The 19,455-nt window shown below is 55.4% G+C and carries 20 protein-coding genes; 11 read left to right on the plus strand and 9 right to left on the minus strand.

Annotated elements, in window-relative coordinates:
* The first annotated feature begins 54 nt into the window (after positions 1-54).
* The 5 genes from exbB (at position 55) to ABLV11_RS16480 (ending at position 3,233) form a co-directional block, all read left to right on the plus strand.
* Entirely contained in the window at positions 55-786 is a 732-nt protein-coding gene (gene exbB, locus ABLV11_RS16460) for a tol-pal system-associated acyl-CoA thioesterase (protein WP_004105812.1), read from the plus strand.
* Positions 787-792: 6 nt separating this feature from the next.
* Positions 793-1,218, plus strand: a complete 426-nt coding sequence (exbD, locus tag ABLV11_RS16465) for a TonB system transport protein ExbD (RefSeq protein ID WP_004105810.1) — start codon at positions 793-795, stop codon at positions 1,216-1,218.
* Positions 1,219-1,363: 145 nt separating this feature from the next.
* Positions 1,364-1,858 (plus strand): TIGR00645 family protein, encoded by a 495-nt coding sequence (locus ABLV11_RS16470; RefSeq protein WP_004105804.1) that lies wholly within the window; start codon positions 1,364-1,366, stop codon positions 1,856-1,858.
* A gap of 121 nt (positions 1,859-1,979) precedes the next feature.
* Entirely contained in the window at positions 1,980-2,867 is an 888-nt protein-coding gene (yghX, locus tag ABLV11_RS16475; protein ID WP_224329745.1) for a YghX family hydrolase, read from the plus strand.
* Positions 2,868-2,945: 78 nt separating this feature from the next.
* The gene (locus ABLV11_RS16480; RefSeq protein WP_004105801.1) at positions 2,946-3,233 is read left to right on the plus strand and encodes a DUF2623 family protein; all 288 of its coding nucleotides are present in this window, start codon (positions 2,946-2,948) and stop codon (positions 3,231-3,233) included.
* 34 nt (positions 3,234-3,267) lie between these two features.
* Here ABLV11_RS16480 and yghU read toward each other — a convergent pair whose 3' ends face one another.
* Positions 3,268-4,134: a glutathione-dependent disulfide-bond oxidoreductase gene (gene yghU / locus ABLV11_RS16485; RefSeq protein WP_004105799.1), complete on the minus strand. Its 867-nt coding sequence runs from the start codon at positions 4,132-4,134 to the stop codon at positions 3,268-3,270.
* Positions 4,135-4,194: 60 nt separating this feature from the next.
* Positions 4,195-4,755: a thioredoxin domain-containing protein gene (locus tag ABLV11_RS16490; protein WP_004115608.1), complete on the minus strand. Its 561-nt coding sequence runs from the start codon at positions 4,753-4,755 to the stop codon at positions 4,195-4,197.
* A gap of 22 nt (positions 4,756-4,777) precedes the next feature.
* On the opposite strand from ABLV11_RS16490, the gene ABLV11_RS16495 reads away from it, so the two are divergent.
* The 3 genes from ABLV11_RS16495 (at position 4,778) to ABLV11_RS16505 (ending at position 8,281) form a co-directional block, all read left to right on the plus strand.
* A complete protein-coding gene (locus ABLV11_RS16495; protein WP_340689373.1) occupies positions 4,778-4,885 on the plus strand; it encodes a hypothetical protein in 108 nt (35 codons plus the stop codon).
* Between the two features lie 76 nt (positions 4,886-4,961).
* A complete protein-coding gene (gene gss / locus ABLV11_RS16500; RefSeq protein WP_224329746.1) occupies positions 4,962-6,833 on the plus strand; it encodes a bifunctional glutathionylspermidine amidase/synthase in 1,872 nt (623 codons plus the stop codon).
* Positions 6,834-7,099: 266 nt separating this feature from the next.
* Positions 7,100-8,281: a PLP-dependent aminotransferase family protein gene (locus ABLV11_RS16505; protein ID WP_004105794.1), complete on the plus strand. Its 1,182-nt coding sequence runs from the start codon at positions 7,100-7,102 to the stop codon at positions 8,279-8,281.
* 329 nt (positions 8,282-8,610) lie between these two features.
* Here ABLV11_RS16505 and ABLV11_RS16510 read toward each other — a convergent pair whose 3' ends face one another.
* From ABLV11_RS16510 to ABLV11_RS16520, 3 genes are all read right to left on the minus strand, one after another.
* On the minus strand, positions 8,611-8,799 hold the full coding sequence (locus ABLV11_RS16510) for a hypothetical protein (RefSeq protein ID WP_004105789.1): 189 nt from the start codon (positions 8,797-8,799) through the stop codon (positions 8,611-8,613).
* Positions 8,800-8,979: 180 nt separating this feature from the next.
* Positions 8,980-9,318 (minus strand): hypothetical protein, encoded by a 339-nt coding sequence (locus tag ABLV11_RS16515; protein ID WP_004105787.1) that lies wholly within the window; start codon positions 9,316-9,318, stop codon positions 8,980-8,982.
* 106 nt (positions 9,319-9,424) lie between these two features.
* A complete protein-coding gene (locus ABLV11_RS16520) occupies positions 9,425-10,027 on the minus strand; it encodes a short chain dehydrogenase (RefSeq protein ID WP_004105785.1) in 603 nt (200 codons plus the stop codon).
* Positions 10,028-10,125: 98 nt separating this feature from the next.
* On the opposite strand from ABLV11_RS16520, the gene ABLV11_RS16525 reads away from it, so the two are divergent.
* On the plus strand, positions 10,126-11,025 hold the full coding sequence (locus ABLV11_RS16525; protein WP_224329748.1) for a LysR family transcriptional regulator: 900 nt from the start codon (positions 10,126-10,128) through the stop codon (positions 11,023-11,025).
* 78 nt (positions 11,026-11,103) lie between these two features.
* On the opposite strand, the gene ABLV11_RS16530 is transcribed toward ABLV11_RS16525, so the two are convergent.
* Positions 11,104-12,249: a PLP-dependent aspartate aminotransferase family protein gene (locus ABLV11_RS16530; protein WP_023330036.1), complete on the minus strand. Its 1,146-nt coding sequence runs from the start codon at positions 12,247-12,249 to the stop codon at positions 11,104-11,106.
* A gap of 10 nt (positions 12,250-12,259) precedes the next feature.
* Positions 12,260-13,630 (minus strand): cystathionine beta-synthase, encoded by a 1,371-nt coding sequence (locus ABLV11_RS16535; protein ID WP_123829961.1) that lies wholly within the window; start codon positions 13,628-13,630, stop codon positions 12,260-12,262.
* Positions 13,631-13,663: 33 nt separating this feature from the next.
* Between ABLV11_RS16535 and ABLV11_RS16540 the strand changes: the two genes are divergently transcribed.
* Complete coding sequence (locus tag ABLV11_RS16540) at positions 13,664-14,011, plus strand: hypothetical protein (RefSeq protein ID WP_224329750.1); 348 nt, start codon at positions 13,664-13,666, stop codon at positions 14,009-14,011.
* Positions 14,012-14,175: 164 nt separating this feature from the next.
* Complete coding sequence (locus tag ABLV11_RS16545) at positions 14,176-15,564, plus strand: DASS family sodium-coupled anion symporter (RefSeq protein ID WP_023321641.1); 1,389 nt, start codon at positions 14,176-14,178, stop codon at positions 15,562-15,564.
* Positions 15,565-15,701: 137 nt separating this feature from the next.
* Here the strand turns inward: ABLV11_RS16545 and ABLV11_RS16550 are convergent, their stop codons facing one another.
* Positions 15,702-16,865, minus strand: a complete 1,164-nt coding sequence (locus tag ABLV11_RS16550; RefSeq protein WP_185938803.1) for a hypothetical protein — start codon at positions 16,863-16,865, stop codon at positions 15,702-15,704.
* Positions 16,866-16,915: 50 nt separating this feature from the next.
* On the minus strand, positions 16,916-19,396 hold the full coding sequence (locus tag ABLV11_RS16555) for a fimbria/pilus outer membrane usher protein (protein ID WP_228288857.1): 2,481 nt from the start codon (positions 19,394-19,396) through the stop codon (positions 16,916-16,918).
* Positions 19,397-19,455: the final 59 nt, after the last annotated feature.

Genomic DNA, 19,455 nt, shown 5'->3' on the forward strand with positions numbered 1-19,455 from the left:
TCGTTTTGATATTATTGTGCGCAGATTTTGTGATTTACGTCCTGGAGATACAGTGTGGGTAATAATTTGATGCAGGCGGATCTCTCCGTTTGGGGCATGTATCATCATGCCGATATTGTCGTTAAGGTAGTGATGATCGGCCTGATTCTGGCGTCGGTCGTTACATGGGCTATCTTTTTCGGCAAAGGCGCAGAAATCCTGGCCAGCAAGCGCCGCCTCAAGCGCGAACAGCAGCTGGTTGCTGAAGCACGCTCTCTCGACCAGGCCAGCGATATCGCTAACGGTTTCGATGCGAAAAGCCTGACCTCGCAACTGATCAACGAAGCGCAAAATGAGCTTGAACTTTCTGCGGGTTCTGAAGATAACGAAGGCATTAAAGAGCGTACCGGTTTCCGCCTGGAGCGTCGCGTCGCGGCGGTAGGTCGTTACATGGGACGCGGCAACGGTTATCTGGCGACCATCGGCGCGATTTCCCCGTTCGTCGGCCTGTTTGGTACCGTCTGGGGCATCATGAACAGCTTTATCGGGATTGCCCAGACCCAGACCACTAACCTGGCGGTTGTTGCTCCGGGCATCGCGGAAGCGCTGCTGGCCACGGCAATCGGCCTGTTCGCTGCGATTCCGGCGGTCGTCATCTATAACATTTTCGCCCGAATGATTGCCAGCTACAAAGCGTCCCTTGGCGATGTCGCCGCCCAGGTTCTGCTGCTGCAAAGCCGCGATCTGGACCTGAGCGCCAGCGGCGTTAAGCCGGTACGTACCGCCCAGAAATTACGCGTAGGTTGATGCTCTATGGCGATGCATTTTAACGAAAACCTCGATGATAACGGCGAAATGCACGACATCAACGTGACGCCGTTTATCGACGTCATGCTGGTGCTGCTGATCATCTTTATGGTGGCGGCGCCGCTGGCGACCGTTGACGTGAAGGTCAATCTGCCTGCGTCCTCCAGCCAGCCGCAGCCGCGTCCGGAAAAACCGATCTATCTGTCGGTGAAGGCGGACAAAACCATGTTCCTCGGCAATGACCCCATTACTGACGAGAACATGATTGCGTCTCTGGATGCGCTGACCGAAGGTAAGAAAGACACCACGGTCTTCTTCCGTGCGGATAAAACCGTGGACTACGAGACGATGATGAAAGTTATGGATACCCTGCATCAGGCGGGTTATCTGAAGATTGGTCTGGTGGGCGAAGAAACCGTCAAAGCGAAGTAATCCCCCCTTTCCACGCATCTCCTCAGGCTGGCCTTGCGCCAGCTTTTTTTATCTTCAGGAATCGCCCTCTTGTTGGACGCCTGTTGCTATAACGTTACCCTGTTGCGATATAATGGCGGCCGTTTATGTTAACTGACAGGATCTTATGGAACGCTTTCTGGAAAATGCTATGTACGCCTCGCGCTGGCTGCTGGCGCCGGTTTATTTTGGCCTCTCGCTCGGTCTGATTGCGCTGACCATCAAATTTTTTCAGGAGATCTTCCACATACTGCCGCATATTTTTAGCGTCAGTGAGTCGGATATGATTCTGACCCTGCTGTCGCTGGTGGATATGACCCTGGTGGGCGGTTTGCTGGTGATGGTGATGTTCTCCGGGTATGAAAATTTTGTCTCGCAGCTGGATATTAACGAGGGTAAAGAAAAACTCAGCTGGCTGGGCAAAATGGACGCGACGTCGCTGAAAAATAAGGTTGCCGCCTCCATCGTGGCGATCTCCTCTATTCACCTGCTGCGGGTGTTTATGGATGCGAAAAACGTCCCGGACAATAAGCTGATGTGGTACGTCATCATCCACCTGACCTTTGTGCTCTCGGCCTTTGTTATGGGCTACCTCGATCGTCTGACCAAAGTGAAACACTGATCCCTTCTCTCCCGGCGGCGTTAGCCGCTGGGCTTTTTTCTCCCCGTTTCTGCTTTTCTGCGCTGGCGTATGTCCGGGCTTCTGCTTTGCTTAAAGGGCGCTTAACAACGGAGGCAGGGTGATGACGCGATTAACGGCCAAAGATTTCCCGCAGCAGCTGCTCGAGTATTATGACTACTATGCCCACGGCAAAATCAGCAAACGCGAGTTTCTCCAGCTGGCGGGGAAATATACCGTCGGCGGGATGACCGCGCTGGCGCTGTTTAATCTGCTGAAGCCCGACTATGCCCTGGCAGAGCAGGTACCGTTCACCGACCCGGATATCCGCCCGGAGTATATTCATTATCCCTCTCCTGATGGCCACGGCGAAGTGCGGGCTTACCTGGTGACGCCGACGAAAATAGCCGACAAAGCGCCCGCCGTGGTGGTGGTTCATGAGAACCGCGGCCTGAACCCCTATATTGAAGACGTAGCCCGGCGGGTAGCGAAAGCGGGGTATATCGCGCTGGCGCCGGATGGCCTGAGCTCCGTCGGCGGCTATCCGGGGAATGATGATGAAGGCCGCGCGCTACAGCAGAAAGTCGATCCCGTGAAGCTGATGAATGACTTTTTTGCGGCGGTCGAATTTATGGCGAAGCATCCGCAGGCGACGGGGAAGGTCGGTATCACCGGTTTTTGCTACGGCGGCGGCGTCAGCAACGCGGCGGCGGTGGCGATCCCGGAGCTGGCCTGCGCGGTGCCGTTTTACGGCCGCCAGCCGCCGTTGAAGGAGGTCGATAAAATTAAAGCGCCGCTGCTGCTGCATTACGCCGGACTCGATAGCGGCATTAATGAAGGCTGGCCCGCCTATGAACAGGCGCTGAAGGTGCATAATAAAGTCTACGAGGCCTATCTCTATCAGGGCGTGAATCACGGCTTTCATAATGATTCCACGCCGCGCTACGATCGGGCTGCGGCTGACCTGGCCTGGCAACGTACGCTGGCGTGGTTTGAAAAGTATTTACGCTAGCGCAAACGCCATAAATAGCGCTACCGCTCGCTCAAAAAATCGCTATATAATTTATTATATAACGATTGGGAGAGCGCGATGGAAAATCATTTTGGAAAAGGCTTAATGGCGGGGCTACAGGCATCCCATGCTGACACCGCCGCGCATGCGGCGAATTTTTGCACCGACTATAAACGCGGGTTTGTGCTCGGCTACTCGCACCGCATGTTTGAAAAAACCGGCGACCGCCAGCTCAGCGCCTGGGAAGCGGGGATCCTCACTCGTCGCTATGGCCTGGAAAGAGACATGGTGATGGACTTCTTCAAAGAGGGCGGTTCTTCGACCGCGATGCGCTACTTTATGGCGGGCTATCGGCTGGAAAGCTAAAAACCGGAGGCGGCGCCTCCGGTGGGCCAGAGCGTTACGCCTGGCGCTTATCTTCGGTTTGCGTTTCGAAGTCGCTGGCGGCATGGCGCTCATGAAGCTGCTCATTGAGCGGGCCAGAGGTACGGTTAACCATGCGTCCACGCTGTACGGCGGGGCGATTGCCAACATCCTGCGCCCAACGCAGCACGTTTTTATAGCTTCCGGCATCAAGGAATTCGGCGGCATTATAGACATTCCCCAGCACCACGTTGCCGTACCACGGCCAGATGGCCATATCGGCGATGGTGTACTCTTCTCCCGCCACAAAACGACCGCGGGCAAGCTGCTTGTCCAGCACGTCAAGCTGGCGTTTGGCTTCCATCGTAAAGCGGTCTATCGCGTATTCGATTTTCACCGGCGCATAGCTAAAGAAGTGGCCAAAGCCGCCGCCGAGGAACGGGGCCGCGCCCTGCAGCCAGAACAGCCAGTTGAGGGTTTCAGTGCGGCCTGCCGGATCTTTTGGCAGGAAGAAACCGAACTTTTCCGCCAGATAGAGCAGGATGCTGCCGGATTCAAAAACGCGGGTCGGCGGAGTGGTGGAATGGTCGCGGAGCGCCGGGATTTTTGAGTTTGGATTAACCTCCACAAAGCCGCTGGAGAACTGATCGCCTTCACCGATGCGAATCAGCCAGGCGTCATATTCCGCGCCGCTAACGCCTAACGCCAGCAGCTCTTCCAGCATGATGGTCACCTTCTGGCCGTTGGGCGTCCCCAGCGAATAGAGCTGAAGCGGATGCGCGCCCACCGGCAGTTCCCGCTCGTGCGTTGCGCCGGAGACCGGGCGGTTGATATTGGCGAATGCGCCGCCGTTGTTTTGCTTCCATTCCCACACTTTAGGTGGCTGGTAGTTATTCTCTGACATGCTGATCTGCCTTTTTAGTGAGGTGTTGAAGTCGTGACGTTACCGTGCCGGAGCGCCGGTCTAAGCCAGAATCCGCGCGGCCCATACGCTGACGTCGTCGCCGCTGCCGAGATCCGCCTGCACCAGGCCATTAACCATAAAGGTCGGCGACACGTGGATGCCGTTCTGGCGGGCGTATTTGCTATGCCATTTGATCTCGTTTTGCAGCTCGGGACGGGCAAACGCCGCGGCCAGCGAGACGCGGCTGTAGCGTTCGAGACGCTCAATAATCTGCTGCGGCGTGGCGTCCATATTCGGCCCGCTACAGTGGTCGGTAAACTCAAACTCTTCGCGGTGGTCGGCGACGGCTTTAAGCACCTTATGCGCCTGCTCGCGGCCGTGCGGGAGGGTTGACGCGGCGAGAATACAGCGGACGATGACGCCGGAGAACAGATGCCACGGTTGAGACTGCAAACGTATTTTGATCGTCACGTTATCTGCGCCAACTTCATCCAGCAGGTCATCAAGCTTATTAAAGGCGCGAACGGAATAGGGGCAGGTGGGTTCAAGGAACACCTCAAAGGTGCGTGGCCCATGACCCCAGACCAGCGGTTGGGCGGTCAGATGCGAAGGTGTGCTCATTGTCGGCTCCTGATAATTTTTTATCTCAAATAACGATATCACTTTTGCCCGGGGGCGCAGGCTTATTTTCCTTAAGGGCACGATTAGCGAATCGAATGAGTGGTATCATCACTTCACCTCTGTCTGGTAAGTGCCTGCGGCAGGATAAGAAGAGGGAGTTTTGTTTCGCCAACTGCCCGGGCTGCATTAATTTGAGGTCAGGCTAAATGAGCAAAGGTTCGACAAACAGTGACGCCCCGTTTGGTACACTATTAGGCTACGCACCGGGCGGCGTGGCGATTTATTCATCTAATTACAGTAGCTTAAATCCGCAAGATTATCCGGATGACGCCACGTTCCGCAGCTATATCGGTAATGAGTATATGGGGCATAAATGGCAGTGCGTGGAGTTCGCGCGCCGCTTTCTGTTCCTCACCTACGGTTTTGTTTTCACCGATGTCGGCATGGCCTACGAGATTTTCTCCCTGCGTTTTTTACGCGAGGTGGTCAACGACAATATTCTGCCGCTGCAGGCGTTCGCCAACGGCTCTCGTCGTCCGCCGATCGCCGGCTCGCTGCTGATCTGGCAGAAAGGCGGCGAGTTCAAGCACACGGGCCACGTGGCGGTCATTACTCAGCTGGTAGGGAACAAGGTGAGGATCGCCGAACAGAACGTGATTCACTCGCCGCTACCGCAGGGGCAGCAGTGGACCCGCGAGCTGACGCTGGAAGTGAAAAATGGCCTCTACACGATTAAAGACACCTTTGCCGATACCGAAATCCTTGGCTGGATGATCCAAACCGCCGATACCGAATTCAGCCTGCCGCAGCCGGTGCTGCCGGGTGAGGCGATGGCGATTAAAGGCGCGCGGTTGCCGAACAAAGGCCAGTTTCGCGGCAATTGGCTCAACGAGAAAGATTCCCTGCAAAAAGCCTATGTCGAAGCCAACGGCCACGTCATCAATAAAGACCCTTACCAGTATTTCACTATTACCGAAAGCGCCGAGCAGGAGCTCATCAAAGCCACCAACGAGCTGCATCTGATGTACCTGCACGCTACCGACAAGGTGATGAAGGACGATAGCCTGCTGGCGCTGTTCGATATTCCGAAAATTCTCTGGCCTCGCCTGCGCCTCTCGTGGCAGCGCCGACGCCATCATATGATTACCGGTCGTATGGATTTCTGTATGGATGAGCGCGGGCTCAAGGTGTATGAGTACAACGCCGACTCCGCGTCCTGTCATACCGAAGGCGGGCTGATCCTCGAACAGTGGCTGAAGCAGGGCTACTGCGGCACCGGCCATAACCCGGCGGAAAACCTGCTCGATGAGCTTGCCGGGGCGTGGAAGCACAGCCGGGCGCGCCCATTTGTGCACATCATGCAGGATAAGGATCTGGAGGAGAACTACCACGCGCAGTTTATCCAGCGTTCGCTGACGCAGGCCGGTTTCGAGAGCAAAATTCTTTACGGCCTTGATGAGCTGCGCTGGGATGCCGCCGGGCAGTTAATTGATGCCGATGGACGCCTGGTTAACTGCGTCTGGAAAACCTGGGCATGGGAGACCGCCATTGAGCAGGTGCGCGAAGTCAGCGCCGACGAGTACGCGGCGGTGCCGATCCGTACCGGGCACCCTGATAATGAAGTGCGTCTGATTGACGTCCTGCTGCGCCCGGAAGTGCTAGTCTTCGAGCCGCTGTGGACGGTTATCCCCGGCAACAAGGCGATTTTGCCGGTGCTTTGGTCGCTGTTCCCTAATCATCGCTATCTCCTGGATACCGATTTTGTGGTCAACGAGCAGCTGGCGGAAAGCGGCTATGCGGTTAAGCCAATCTCAGGCCGCTGCGGCAGCAATATCGATCTGATTGGCCCGCAGGATGAAGTGCTGGATCAAACCAGCGGCCAGTTTTTCGATCGCAAAAATATTTACCAGCAGCTGTGGTGCCTGCCGAAGGTGGATGGCAAATACATCCAGGTTTGCACCTTTACCGTTGGCGGTAACTATGGCGGTACCTGCCTGCGCGGAGACGATTCTCTGGTGGTCAAAAAAGAGAGCGATATTGAGCCGCTAATCGTGCTAAAAGACAACGATAGCCGTTAAATTTTATCCCGGATTACGGCGGTGAGCGCCTTATCCGGGCTGCGGTTCTCGTCACCTGCGGCATTTGTAGCCCGGGCAAGGCGCATCGCGCCGCCCCCGGGGGAAGGCCGCAGGATGCTGAAGAATATCCCGGAGGCGATGCTGCGCATCTGTCCGGGCTACCGAACATACGAACCCGTAGCCCCAGTGAGCATAGTGCGACCGGGGGAGTTATCGGTAAAAAACAGATAAAACATCACAACAACAAGACAGAAAAGGAAAATAGTATGCACGATCGGCGACTCGCCGCCCGCGCGGGTGAACTTAAGCCCTCCGCCGTCCGCGAACTCCTCAAGCACAGTAAACTGCCCGGCGTGATCTCCCTGGGCGGCGGCATTCCGGCTCCGGAGCTTTTTGATACCGAAGGCCTGAACCTGGCGGTGCAGCAGGTGATGAACGGGCGCTTTAACGATGCGTTCCAGTACGGTTTGACCGAAGGTTATCCGCCGCTGCGTCAGGCCGTCAGCGAACTGTGTCAGGCGCGCGGCGTGGACTGCCCGGCAAGCCACGTTTATATCACTTCCGGTTCGCAGCAGTCGCTGGATATCGTCGCCCGCACGCTCCTCGATCCGGGCGATGCGATTGTCGTTGAGCGCCCGACCTATCTGGCGGCGCTGCAGGTCTTCCAGCTGGCGCAGGCCAATATTCTCAGCGTGGATACCGATGATGACGGCATGCTGGTGGAACAGCTGGCCGATCTGCTGGAAACCACGCGCGTGAAAGCCGTTTACCTGGTGCCGACGTTTGGCAACCCAGGCGGGAAGACCCTCAGCGAAGCGCGCCGTCGTCGCCTGGTTGAGCTGGCGAAAAAGCACGACTTCGTGATCATTGAAGACGATCCGTACGGTGAAATCAGCTTCACCGATGAAGTGCGCCGTCCGCTGTATCAGCACGCGGTTGAACTGGGCTGTGTCGATCAGGTGGTGTATACCTCCACCTTCTCCAAGATCCTCGCGCCGGGGATGCGTATTGGCTGGATCGTGATGCCGGACTGGCTGGCGCAGCAGACGGTGATCGTCAAGCAGGCGGCGGATCTGCACACCAACATGCTATCGCAGGTCATCACTGCGGAATACCTGAGCATGAACCGTCTGGAAAAGCAGATTGCTCTGATCCGCGAAGATTACCGCAAGAAGTGCGTGGCGCTGGCCGACGCGCTGGAATCGCAGCTTGGCGAGCATCTGGAGTTCAGCCGTCCTAAAGGCGGTATGTTCCTGTGGGCTCGCTTCCGCTATCCGTTCGATACCATGGAATGGATGAAGAAAACGCTGGAAAACGGCGTGGTCTACGTGCCTGGGGAAGCGTTCTATAACGACAACCCGGATACCCGCACGCTGCGTCTCTCCTACTCTACGGTATCGGCTGACGGTCTGATGACCGCCGTCGAGCGCCTGGCGAAATCGCTGTAATCGCCTTGCTTCGCGCCGCTGGTCGGCGCGGAGCGCTCTCCGCCCACGTTTCTTCTATTTATGGCCTGAATTCAGGCTAATCCTTGCCTGTCCGGCGAGCACAATGAGGGGAGCTGAAGTTGAATGGCGTGAGCGGTTTTGGCATCGCCCGTCATCGCTGACGACGGGCGAGAGAAACGTAGTGCTGGGGTTCTGGCGGCTTATCGCCAGCCCGGGGTTTAATCCTGGTCGGCAATGCGATCGTCAAGCCAGATCAGCATCAATGAGGAGAGAAAAGCGACAGCGATGGTACCAATAGCTAACAACATAAGAAGCCTCAGGGGTTTTTATTATTTTTCTGCTTTTACCGATGAGCGATTGTTTCTGTCCGTAATGGTTACTTTTGTGGCTGATTGTGAGGTGGCGAGGGTAAAGAAATCGTCAGCATCAATATCGAAATTGAGAACGATTTCTCTGTATTTGCCACAGTTCATTAACTCTTTTGCTTCTTTCATACTACTGGCGGTAATAGTAGGCATCAGTTTCATCTCGTTTAAAAACTGAGAAGCAAAATAAGAGCTAGTCGCTACCAGATCAACTACTTTTTCTGGTAAAGGCAACCGCAGTCGTCATGAGGGCTGCGGCTGTCCATCACCTTGTGAAACATCATTTCTGTTTTACCTTTCCTTTCAGCGCTGCGTTTTACGCCGCGCGCCTGTTTAGCGTGAACGCTGTTTTTCGCTCATCAGCTGGCGGCAGCGCTGCTGATCCTGGCCGAGGCTTTTCTGCTCTTCCGGAGTGAGCTGCTGCCAGGTGTCCAGCATCCGCTGGCCCAGCGCGGGAACGTAATGGGCTTTATGCAGCGCATAATCTGAATTGCCGCCTTCAATGATATTTTCCATATCGCGGAGAAATGTCTGGCTATCCTGGTGGTCGATCACGCAGAAAACGGAGCGGTAGTACGCTTCGTCCTCTGCGGAGTAGCGCGGCGTGAACCACCAGATAAGCAGGGCGATAAGCGCGATAAGCGGGATAATAAAAGCGAGTTTCTTCAGCATGAGTGATTCAAAAAAGCAAATTGAAGAACCAGTGTAACCGCTGCAGGCACAGGATGTAAGCGCCGTCGCGGGCCGGCAGCCTGACTCCAGCCCGCTGCGGTGTCGGTCAATAGCCGACCCGATAGATCCGCCCGCTCTGAACGCCTTCCACGCTGCGACGGTAGGCCTGAGCCACGCTGGCGGCAGGGACGCTGGCAAAGCCGGGGAAGAAACCGTCGTAGGCTGCCGCCGATTCCGTTAATACAGTGGGGCTAATCAGGTTAATACGGATCCCGCGCGGCAGTTCACAAGCGGCGGCGCGAACAAACCCCTCCAGCCCGGCGTTCACGGTGGTGGCATTGACGCCCTGAGCGATAGGCTCATGCGCCACGATCCCGCTAATCAGCGTAATCGAGCCGCCATCGTTAAGATAATGCTGGCCGGTCAGCGCCAGGCGAATCTGCCCCAGGAGCTTATCCTGTAAGCCCTGGTTGAAATCGCGATCGGTCATGGTCGCCAGCGGGCCAAAGAACAGATTACCGGTGGCGGAAACAATCGCGTCTACCTGACCGATTTTCTCAAACAGGCTCTGCACGCTCTGCTGTGAGGTGATATCAACCTGATAGTCGCCCTGAGTGCGGCCGACGCGAATAACTTCATGACGCTGGTTTAATTCTTGCGCAACCGCGCGGCCAACGGTACCGCTGGCGCCAATAACGATGATTTTCATAGCAGGTTCCTCTCTCGGATGAGAGGTTATTCTTTAATAAAACAGATAGCGGATAAACTGGCTGAAAGTTAAATGATTACTAACCTGAGGTTTGTAATATGGATAAGCTACGGGCGATGGAGACCTTTATTGCGGTCGTGGAGTGCGGCAGCTTTACCGGCGCCGCGGCGCGGCTCGAGATGTCGGCGGTGATGGTCGGGAAATATATCGCGCTGATCGAACGGCAGCTTAATACCCGTCTTCTTGAGCGCAATACCCGCCGCCAGAGCCTCACCGACGCCGGGCGGGTCTATTTTGACGAGGCGAAACGCGTCCTGGAGCAGGTTTCAATCGCCGAGAGCGCGGTGGAGAGGCTGCGGATCGCGCCCGCGGGCACGCTGCGGGTAAGCGCGCCGACGTCGTTTGGCGCCTGCGTCATTGCTCCGCTGACCGCCACGTTTCTGCAGGCATGGCCCGACGTGCGCGTGGAACTGGATCTGACTAACCGGATGGTCGATCTGGTGGATGAGGGGTTCGATTTGGCGATCCGCATCGGCGAGATCCGCAATAGCGATCTGGTGGCAAAATATCTCGCGCCCTACCGGATGACGATCTGCGCTGCGCCCGGGTATTTAGCCCGCTACGGTACGCCGACGACGCCTGCTGACCTGGCCGATCACCTCTGTTTGTCGCATACGGTGTGGACCGCGCGCAATGAGTGGAGGCTGCCTGGCGCCGAGGAGGGCGTCCGCTGGAAGCGCGACGCTGTTCTGCGCTGCAATGACGGCTATGCCCTGCGAACGGCGGCGATCGCCGGGGCCGGACTGGTGTTGCAGCCGGAAGTCCTGCTGGCCGATGCGCTGGAGAGCGGTAAACTGGTGCGCGTGCTGGAGGCGTATACCCCGCAGCCGAGGCCGGTTCACCTGCTCTGGCGGCAGGATCTGCGGCCGCTGCCGAAGCTGACGCGCTTTGTTGAGCATCTTCTGCAGGGGCAACGCCAGAACGGGCGGACCGCTTAATTCTCTGCCGGGCGGCGGCCTGATGCTATGGGGGTCTTGTTGGCCCGGCAAGGCGTCAGGCACCGCCGGGCAATCTGCTTAGTCGCGCAGCGCGTGGCGCCAGTCGGCGATCAGATCCTGCGGATCTTCTATCCCTACCGACAGACGAATCAGCTGGGGAGTAATGCCGTTGGCTAAACGCTGCTCCAGCGGGATCGATGCGTGGGTCATGCTAAACGGCTGGCTCACCAGGCTTTCCACGCCGCCGAGGCTCTCTGCGAGCGTAAACAGCTTCAGCTTGCGTATGATCCGCTCGGCGTAGCCATCGTCGCCTTTGACCACCACGGAAATCATCCCGCCGGGAAGCGCCATCTGCCTGCGCGCCAGCTGATGATGCGGATGCGAGGCCAGCCACGGGAACCAGACCCTTTCGACCTGCGGCTGCTGCTCCAGCCACTCGGCAAGCAGCAGCGCATTGCTGCTGTGGCGCTCCATACGCAGCGCCAGGGTACGAATACCGCGCAGCGTCAGGAAACTGCTGAACGGATCGAGCACGCCGCCAACCGCGTTTTGTAGATAGCCCAGCTTTTCCGCCAGCGCGGTGTTGTCGCCGACCACCGCCAGTCCGGCGACCACATCGGAGTGGCCGTTAAGGTACTTGGTCGCCGAATGCACCACGATATCAAAGCCCAGCTCAAGCGGACGATGGATGGCCGGCGAGGCGAAGGTGTTGTCGGTAACGCTGATAATATTGTGCCGCCGCGCAATGGCGGCGATGGCGCTGAGGTCGGCCAGCTTAAGCAGCGGGTTGGTCGGCGTTTCAACCCAGATCATGCGCGTGTCGGGTTGAATAGCCGCTTCGATGGCCGCCAGATCGTCGGGCTTCACCCAGCTCACCCGCAGGCCGGCGCTGCGGCGGCGAACGTTTTCAATCAGCCGGTATGTGCCGCCGTAGACATCGTCGACGGCGACCAGGTGGCTGTCTTTATCCAGCAGCTCCAGCACGGTTGAGATGGCCGCAAGGCCGGAAGCAAAGGCGTAGCCGCGCGTGCCGCTTTCCAGGTCGGCAATCGCCGTCTCCAGCGCGTGGCGCGTCGGGTTGCCGCTGCGGGAATATTCGTACCCGGTATGCTGGCCCGGCGCGGGCTGGGCAAAGGTGGAGGTGGCATAAATAGGCGGCATCACTGCGCCGTGTTCATCGGTAAATGTGCCGCTATGTACGCTCAGGGTATGCAAATTTGTCATTAAGAAGTCCTTACTGTTCGAGTCGGTTACGCCAGGTGGTCAGCACATCGCTGCGGGTAATGAGGCCAAGAAAACGATCGTTGTCGGCGATAACGGCCACCAGACCGCGATCGAAAATGGCCTTCAGCGCGCTTTCCGGCGCGTGCTTATCCAGGGTCTCCACGTTACGGGTCATCGCTTCCCTGACCGGCAGAGAAAAGCGCTGACTGTCGCCCTGGACGTGGCTAATCAGATCCCATTCGTCGACGATGCCGACGACGCGGCCGTTTTCCAGCACCGGTAGTTGTGAGATGTCGTAGAGACGCATGCGCGCGAGGATGGCCGCCAGGGTATCGTCCGGCGCGGCGGTGACGGTTGCCCCTTCGTCGTGGCGCAGAGCGATAAAATCGCTGAGGTCGCCGCGCGAAGGGCGGCTTAAAAAGCCCTGCTGGCGCATCCAGTCATCGTTAAACATCTTTGATAAATATTTATTGCCGCTGTCGCAGGCGAAGGTCACCACGCGTTTAGGGGATGTCTGCGACCGGCAGTAGCGCAGGGCGGCGGTGAGCAATGTTCCGGTAGAGGAGCCTGCCAGAATGCCTTCAACCTGCAGCAGCTGGCGGGCGGTGGCGAAAGCTTCGCTATCGGTGACGCGGTATGCGCTGCGGACGCCTTCAAGATGGGCCAGCGGCGGAATAAAGTCTTCGCCGATCCCTTCAACCAGCCAGGAGCCGGTTTCACCGTAGCGCCCGGTTTCGACCTGGTCCGCCAGAATGGAGCCCGCCGGATCGGCGAGGATAAATTCCGTTTCAGGGGAGTGCTCAGCAAACCAGGCCTGCAGCCCGCCGAGCGTTCCGCCGGAGCCGACGCCGACGACAATCGCGTCGATATCGCCCTCCAGCTGCCGGAAGATTTCCGGGGCAGTGGTGGTGGCATGCGCCAGCGGATTAGCCTCGTTATTAAACTGGTCGATATAAAAGGCGCCTGGCGTTTCGTCTGCAAGACGCCGGGCGTAGTCCTGATAGTAGGCGGGATGGCCTTTGTTAACGTCCGAGCGGGTAAGCTGTACCTGTGCTCCCAGCGCGCGCAGGTGGAAAATCTTCTCGCGGCTCATTTTGTCCGGCACCACCAGGATCAGGCGATAATTTTTCTGCGCGGCGATCAGCGCCAGCCCGAGGCCAGTATTGCCGGCGGTGGCTTCGATAATCGTGCCGCCGGGTTTTAATTTTCCTTCGCGCTCTGCCTGCGTAATCATGGATAGCGCGACGCGGTCTTTTATCGAGCCGCCGGGATTTTGATTTTCCAGTTTCAGAAACAGGCTGCAGGGGCCGGTATCCAGCTTATGAAGCTGCAGCAGGGGAGTATGACCAATCAGGTCGCTAACGGAATGAAAAACTGACATAACATTTTGCCCATTCGTATCGAGATGATTTGAATGGTAGGGCTGCAAAATTGGCATTTTAAAGAACTTTTGTCTGCCGCTAAGAGCAAAAAGGAATATAAGATGCTTTTTAGCCGTCCGGAGGGAAAGGTTGTTAGCCGCCTGGGCGTGTCGATTTCCAGAATAGCGCGCTTTTGCCCGGTTTTTCGCCGAATTATCCGTTTTTACGCGCTGCTTTATCTCTATTTCAGAAAAGGATTGCCAAAAATATTCGATAGTTTCCAGCGGCAATTTTCAGGTGCCAGCGAAAATATCAGCGCCGGTATACCGGGACATTGTTCAACGGAACAAATTCAGATGGATGAATTATTCCTGATAAGACGCTCCTTCTCGTTTCAATAAAAAATATATATCAGGAACCCTTTTTCCAAAAATATCCTGCCCTGCAGGTTAATCAGCCAGGAAATTGTCTGGTACGATCCAGTTAACAGAACAGGAACATAATTTATACCTGAAAGACATATACATGTAATGATTCAGTCGTAACCAGTTACAAGGAAGCTACTATGAATAAAAACGACATGAGTCCTTTACCTACCAATACCCACGAGTGGTTTTTTAATCGTAACAGCATCATCATTTTGCTCGATATTGTTCTGTTTATCGTTCTCTACAACACGCTACCCTATGAGCCGAAGGTGGTCATGGGACTGAGTATGCTCGCTTTTATCGCCGTATTATGGTTAACGGAAGCGCTGCACGTGACCGTTACGGCAATAATGGTTCCCGTCATGGCCGTGCTGTTGGGGGTATTTAATACCCAGGCGGCGCTAAACAGTTTCGCTAACTCTACGATATTCCTTTTCCTCGGCGGCTTTGCTCTGGCGGCGGCGATGCATGTGCAGGGGCTGGATAAAGTCATTGCCGATAAAGTATTAGCGATGGCGAGGGGCAAAATGAGCCTCGCGGTCTTTATGCTGTTTGGCGTGACGGCGCTGCTGTCAATGTGGATCAGTAATACGGCGACGGCCGCAATGATGATGCCGCTGGTATTGGGGATCCTGAGTAAAGTCGATGGCAAAAACAGCCATTCGACCTATGTGTTTGTGCTCCTGGGGATTGCCTATAGCGCCAGCATTGGCGGGATGGCGACGATCGTCGGCAGTCCACCGAATGCGATTGCCGCCGCCGAGGTGGGGCTCTCCTTCTTTGACTGGATGAAGTTCGGTTTCCCGGCAATGATCGTCTTACTGCCTGTCGCTATTGCGATTCTTTACCTCGTGTTCAGGCCGGAACTTAAGGGGACCTTTGAAACGAACACTGAACAGGTCGATTGGGATAAAGGCAAAGTTGTCACCCTGGCTATTTTTGCGCTTACCGTATTCTTCTGGATTTTCAGCGGACCCATTAACGACCTGCTGGGCGGTTTTAAATCCTTCGATACCATTGTGGCTTTAGGCGCCATTATATTAGTCAATTTCGCCCGGGTGGTTCACTGGAAGGATATAGAAAAAACGGCTGACTGGGGCGTGCTGTTATTATTCGGCGGCGGTATCTGCTTAAGTAATGTGTTGAAAGAGACGGGCACCAGTCTGTTCCTGGCAAACCAGATTAGCGGGATGGTGGCTCATATGGGGATATTTATTATTATCCTGGTGATTGCAACATTCGTGGTGTTTCTGACCGAGTTTGCCAGTAATACGGCCAGCGCCGCTTTGCTTATTCCCGTATTTGCCTCAGTGGCCGAAGCGTTCGGCATGTCGCCTGTGATTCTGTCGGTATTGATTGCCATTGCGGCTTCATGCGCTTTTATGCTGCCCGTGGCGACGCCGCCAAACGCTATCGTTTTCGCCACCGGCCATATCAAGCAGCAGGAGATGATGCGCGCCGGCCTGTTTTTGAATATTGCCTGTATCGTCGTTTTGACCGGTTTTAGCATGTTGTTTTGGTTATAACTTAAACGCAGCGCGGCGGTCATTGCTGGCCGCCGTGTCGGGGTGATTCTCTTTGAGCGACAGGCGGGGCGCGCTCTTGCCATCGGCGACATCGCCAGTATAAAGCGATGCCGGGCGTTAACGATTAAGCCAATAATCTAGGGTAGCGTAAAGGTGACCGTTGCCCTGGCGCTCCAGGCGCCTGAGGCGTTCGAGCTTTGCGCTTTCCACTGCGCCGTCAACGACTGTGGCGTCTGCACGGGGTGGGTATAGGTGGCGCCCGAACAGACGTTGGCGTTGGTATTGTCGCGCATTATTCGAAAGTCGATTTGCCCTGTTGTCGCGCAGCTCCATGATTCAAGAACGTTAAAGTTTTCCGATGCGCCAAAATTGCGGGTTATATTGCCCTGTCCGGTTACGGTAAGCGGTTGTTCCATATAGGTTGTGCGCCAGGCGGAGATAGTTCCGGTGTTGAATACCGTGCTGGGGAGAATTTCTATCGCAGCAATATTGCGGATATTAACGGCGATAGTATTGGTTATAGGAAGCGCCGGCGAGTAACTAATCGTCGGAGCATAGGCGGGTTTGTTGACCGTGGTTACCATCTCAAAAGCCCGCGCGATGACTGTCGCTGTGCTCAGAGTTAAGCTCGCACCTTGTGGTACGGAACAGTTGAAATAAACATAAGGTGGTGTTTTGGCGGTGAGTGTCGCCCTCATGTTGGCGTCATACGGAGAAGACGATACTTGAAATGGCCCGACCGTCTGGCGCGGATAAGTAACAGAAGTCGTATTGACGCTTGATATTGCTGATTTACTTAATGAGTAATCTCGTTGAGTAGAACCTAAATTAAAGGTCAGACCAACAAATTCCCCAAAATTCGTTAAAGAATTTATATTGCTCAGTACACTATAAAACGATTTACAAGAGGCGCTTTTGCCCATGTAGATCATATAAGGCTCCATAAAGGAGAAGCATCCGCTTATGGTAAGCGATGTACCGCTGGCAGATGCTGAGCATACCCCAGTTGCGTTAATATTTGTTGCGGCGGTTGTGGCAATAGCAGAACTGCTCATTGTATGGGTATGCGGCCCCCAGTAAAATGGTCCTCCACGTTGAGTATAATTATTGCCGGTCCAGTAAACCCTTTCACCATTAGCGATTACCGACGCGCTGGCCGTAACGGTCCTTGGCGTCAGCGTGACGGTTATCGGATCCGTAGTATAAGCGCCGGTTACCGGATCAAACGATCCGCTATTGGCTTCAGGGGTGACCATCAGCGTCGCTGCGATGGCAACGAACATAAACACAAACCACTTCATTCTGTTCTTCCTCGTAAGGAGTGCTATTTACTTCGCCCAAGGGCGCAGAATTATTGACAGACGCTCGTCGCGTTCCAGAGACCGGATGCGCCAGCAGATTTATGGGCTATATAATCCGCCCGGCAGGCGGTTTCCTGCCCCTGGCCATTCCCCCATTTCACCTGCAGCGTCCCTTTTTGCGGTAAACCGCTCAGCAGCACTTCTCCGCCATCACCGACAATTGACGCGTTTTCTTCACTTTTAAGCAGCGACGCCATTGCGCCAAAGGGGACCGGTTTACCGTCGGGCAGCGTTAATGTCATCAGGACACGGTGGCCAATGGCGGTTTTATACTCCGCCCTGACAATAGCCCCGCGGGTGGGGACAACTTTATTGGTCATATAGGTGATATCGGTATCGTCCCGCAGGGTCTTGCTATTCAGGCTAATATCATTGCGGCGATAGGGTGTCAGATAAGGAACAACCGCATAGCCCCGGCTGTCCGTAGAGATATCGGCGTAGTTATTGATGCCAATGCCTTCAGCGCCAGGAGCCTTAACTAACCCGATGGTTTCACCCAGCGATTGGGACAGCGTGATACCATTCTCATGAATCACTACCCCACCGGCTATGCCATACCCCAGCTGTTGACTGTCGCGGCTGCGGCTGTAGGAACCATTTAACGTTCCGTAGCTTGCCTTCCAACTGACGTTGCCCCCGACGACTTGTTGTTCGCTGCGCCCGGCGTGCGTCGCGTTTATCCCCCAGTCAAGACTGGCATCCTCAAAGGCTGAACCATTCAGTCGCAGGTTGTGGCTGGTCCCGTTTCCACTCGCATGGGTTGTCCCGTATGAGGCGTATGTCCGGTTGAGGAATTTATCCAGCGGCACATTGATTTCAAAGGAGACCACATTATCCTGTTCGGCATGGCCATACCGTCCGGTATTCCGGTTCCAGGAGTAGTTCAGACTGATACCAATCGCGTTGAAATTTTTGTAATACCCCAGGTTCGCCGACAGGCTGTTACGTTCTTTCTGCCAGTAATCCTCGCTAATCAAGGATGCATTCAACGCTCCAAAGTTATCGCCAAGATCCTGATTCAGCGACAGCTCTGCACGGTTGCGCCGGCGATCGGTGATATAAGAAGGAATGTTATTATCGCTGCGGTAGGTCCCCAGCGTTTCTTCCAGCGAGCGAAATCCGGAGGTGGAATAGCGATAGCCGGCGATGGTAAAGTTCGTTCCCGTCTGCAGGAAATTTTTGCTATAGCGTACCCGGAGCGACTGGCCCTGTTGCCTGCCGGTATCGGTCGACATGGATCGGGAATGGATGGCGTCGGCGGAAAAGGCGCCCCAGCTACCGATATTCTTACCCACACCCAACGCATATGACTGATATTTATTGCCTGCGTTTTGCACGCCGCCGTAGAGCGTAAAGCCCCATGGAAGGCCGTAAATTCCGGTCCCCTGAACAAACAGGTTTTTTTCCGTGCGAGAATCGTAGGAGCGGAATTGACCGCCCGTTACGCTATAGCGAAACTTACCTTCACGCTGTAGAACAGGCAAAGATGCGTAGGGGATGCGCAAGTGCTGCTCGCTGCCGTCGGCTTCTTTGATGGTCACGTCAAGATCGCCTGCTCCCCCGGTGGAGGCCAGATCGGAGATCTCAAACGCCCCCGGCGCCACTTTGGTCTCATAGACCACGTAGCCGTTCTGACGGATGGTGACCAGGGCGTTGCTGCGGGCAACCCCTCGAATCACAGGCGCGTAGTTACGTACGCTGGAAGGCAGCATGTCGTCGTCCGAGGCCATCTGAAAACCACGAAACGGCACGCTATCGAAGACATCAGCTGGTGCTGAACTGTCGCCTAACGTCAGCTGGCTGCGCAAAGAGATAATATTCCGCTGAAGATAGCTATAGACGTTGTCCCATTTACTTCCACTCTGATTACTATGCTCAAAGGTGGTGTAGTTGCGCAGACGCCAGGGACCGATATTGAGACCGGGACGCAGGTTCAAATACGTGCTCTCATAAGTCTCTGCACCCTTAAATCGGCTCTGATAGCTATTCATGTTGTAATTGAGGAGGAGGGCTGGAATACCTTCATCCCAACGTTCAACGGGCACTTCATCCAGGCTGCGCGTATTCATTGCCGCATGAGGGATACTCAGATTCAGCTTTTGGCGGTTAAACTGAAAGTCGGCAAATGCATCCGGTATACCCGCAAGATTGGCGCATTCGCTATCATTGACGGCAAGTTCTGGAAATGAGGCGGTATCAATTCCCCATTGGCTAAGTTCTGCCAGGGTGACGCAGGGATCCAGCTTTCCATCCTTGTTCTTTGAAAACATCACATCGCGGGCATCTGCGGTCACCATTTCGTTATTGACGTAGATATCTACACGGTAGTTTCCTGCTGGCTGCCCATTGACGACTTCAAATACGGAGAGGTCTGTCGTCGGCGCGCCATCCCCTTCGCGAACCTCAAGCAAAGCAGGGTTAAAAAACTCATCTGCAAATGATATGCCTGGAGCATTGAATAGCGCAGACATAATCAAGAGGCATGTATATTTTATATTGAAATTGAACTGGTCCAAAATTCCATACCTGT

The sequence above is a fragment of the Klebsiella sp. GW_Kp181 genome (assembly GCF_040062315.1).
In the GTDB taxonomy this organism is placed as follows: Bacteria; Pseudomonadota; Gammaproteobacteria; order Enterobacterales; family Enterobacteriaceae; genus Klebsiella; species Klebsiella oxytoca.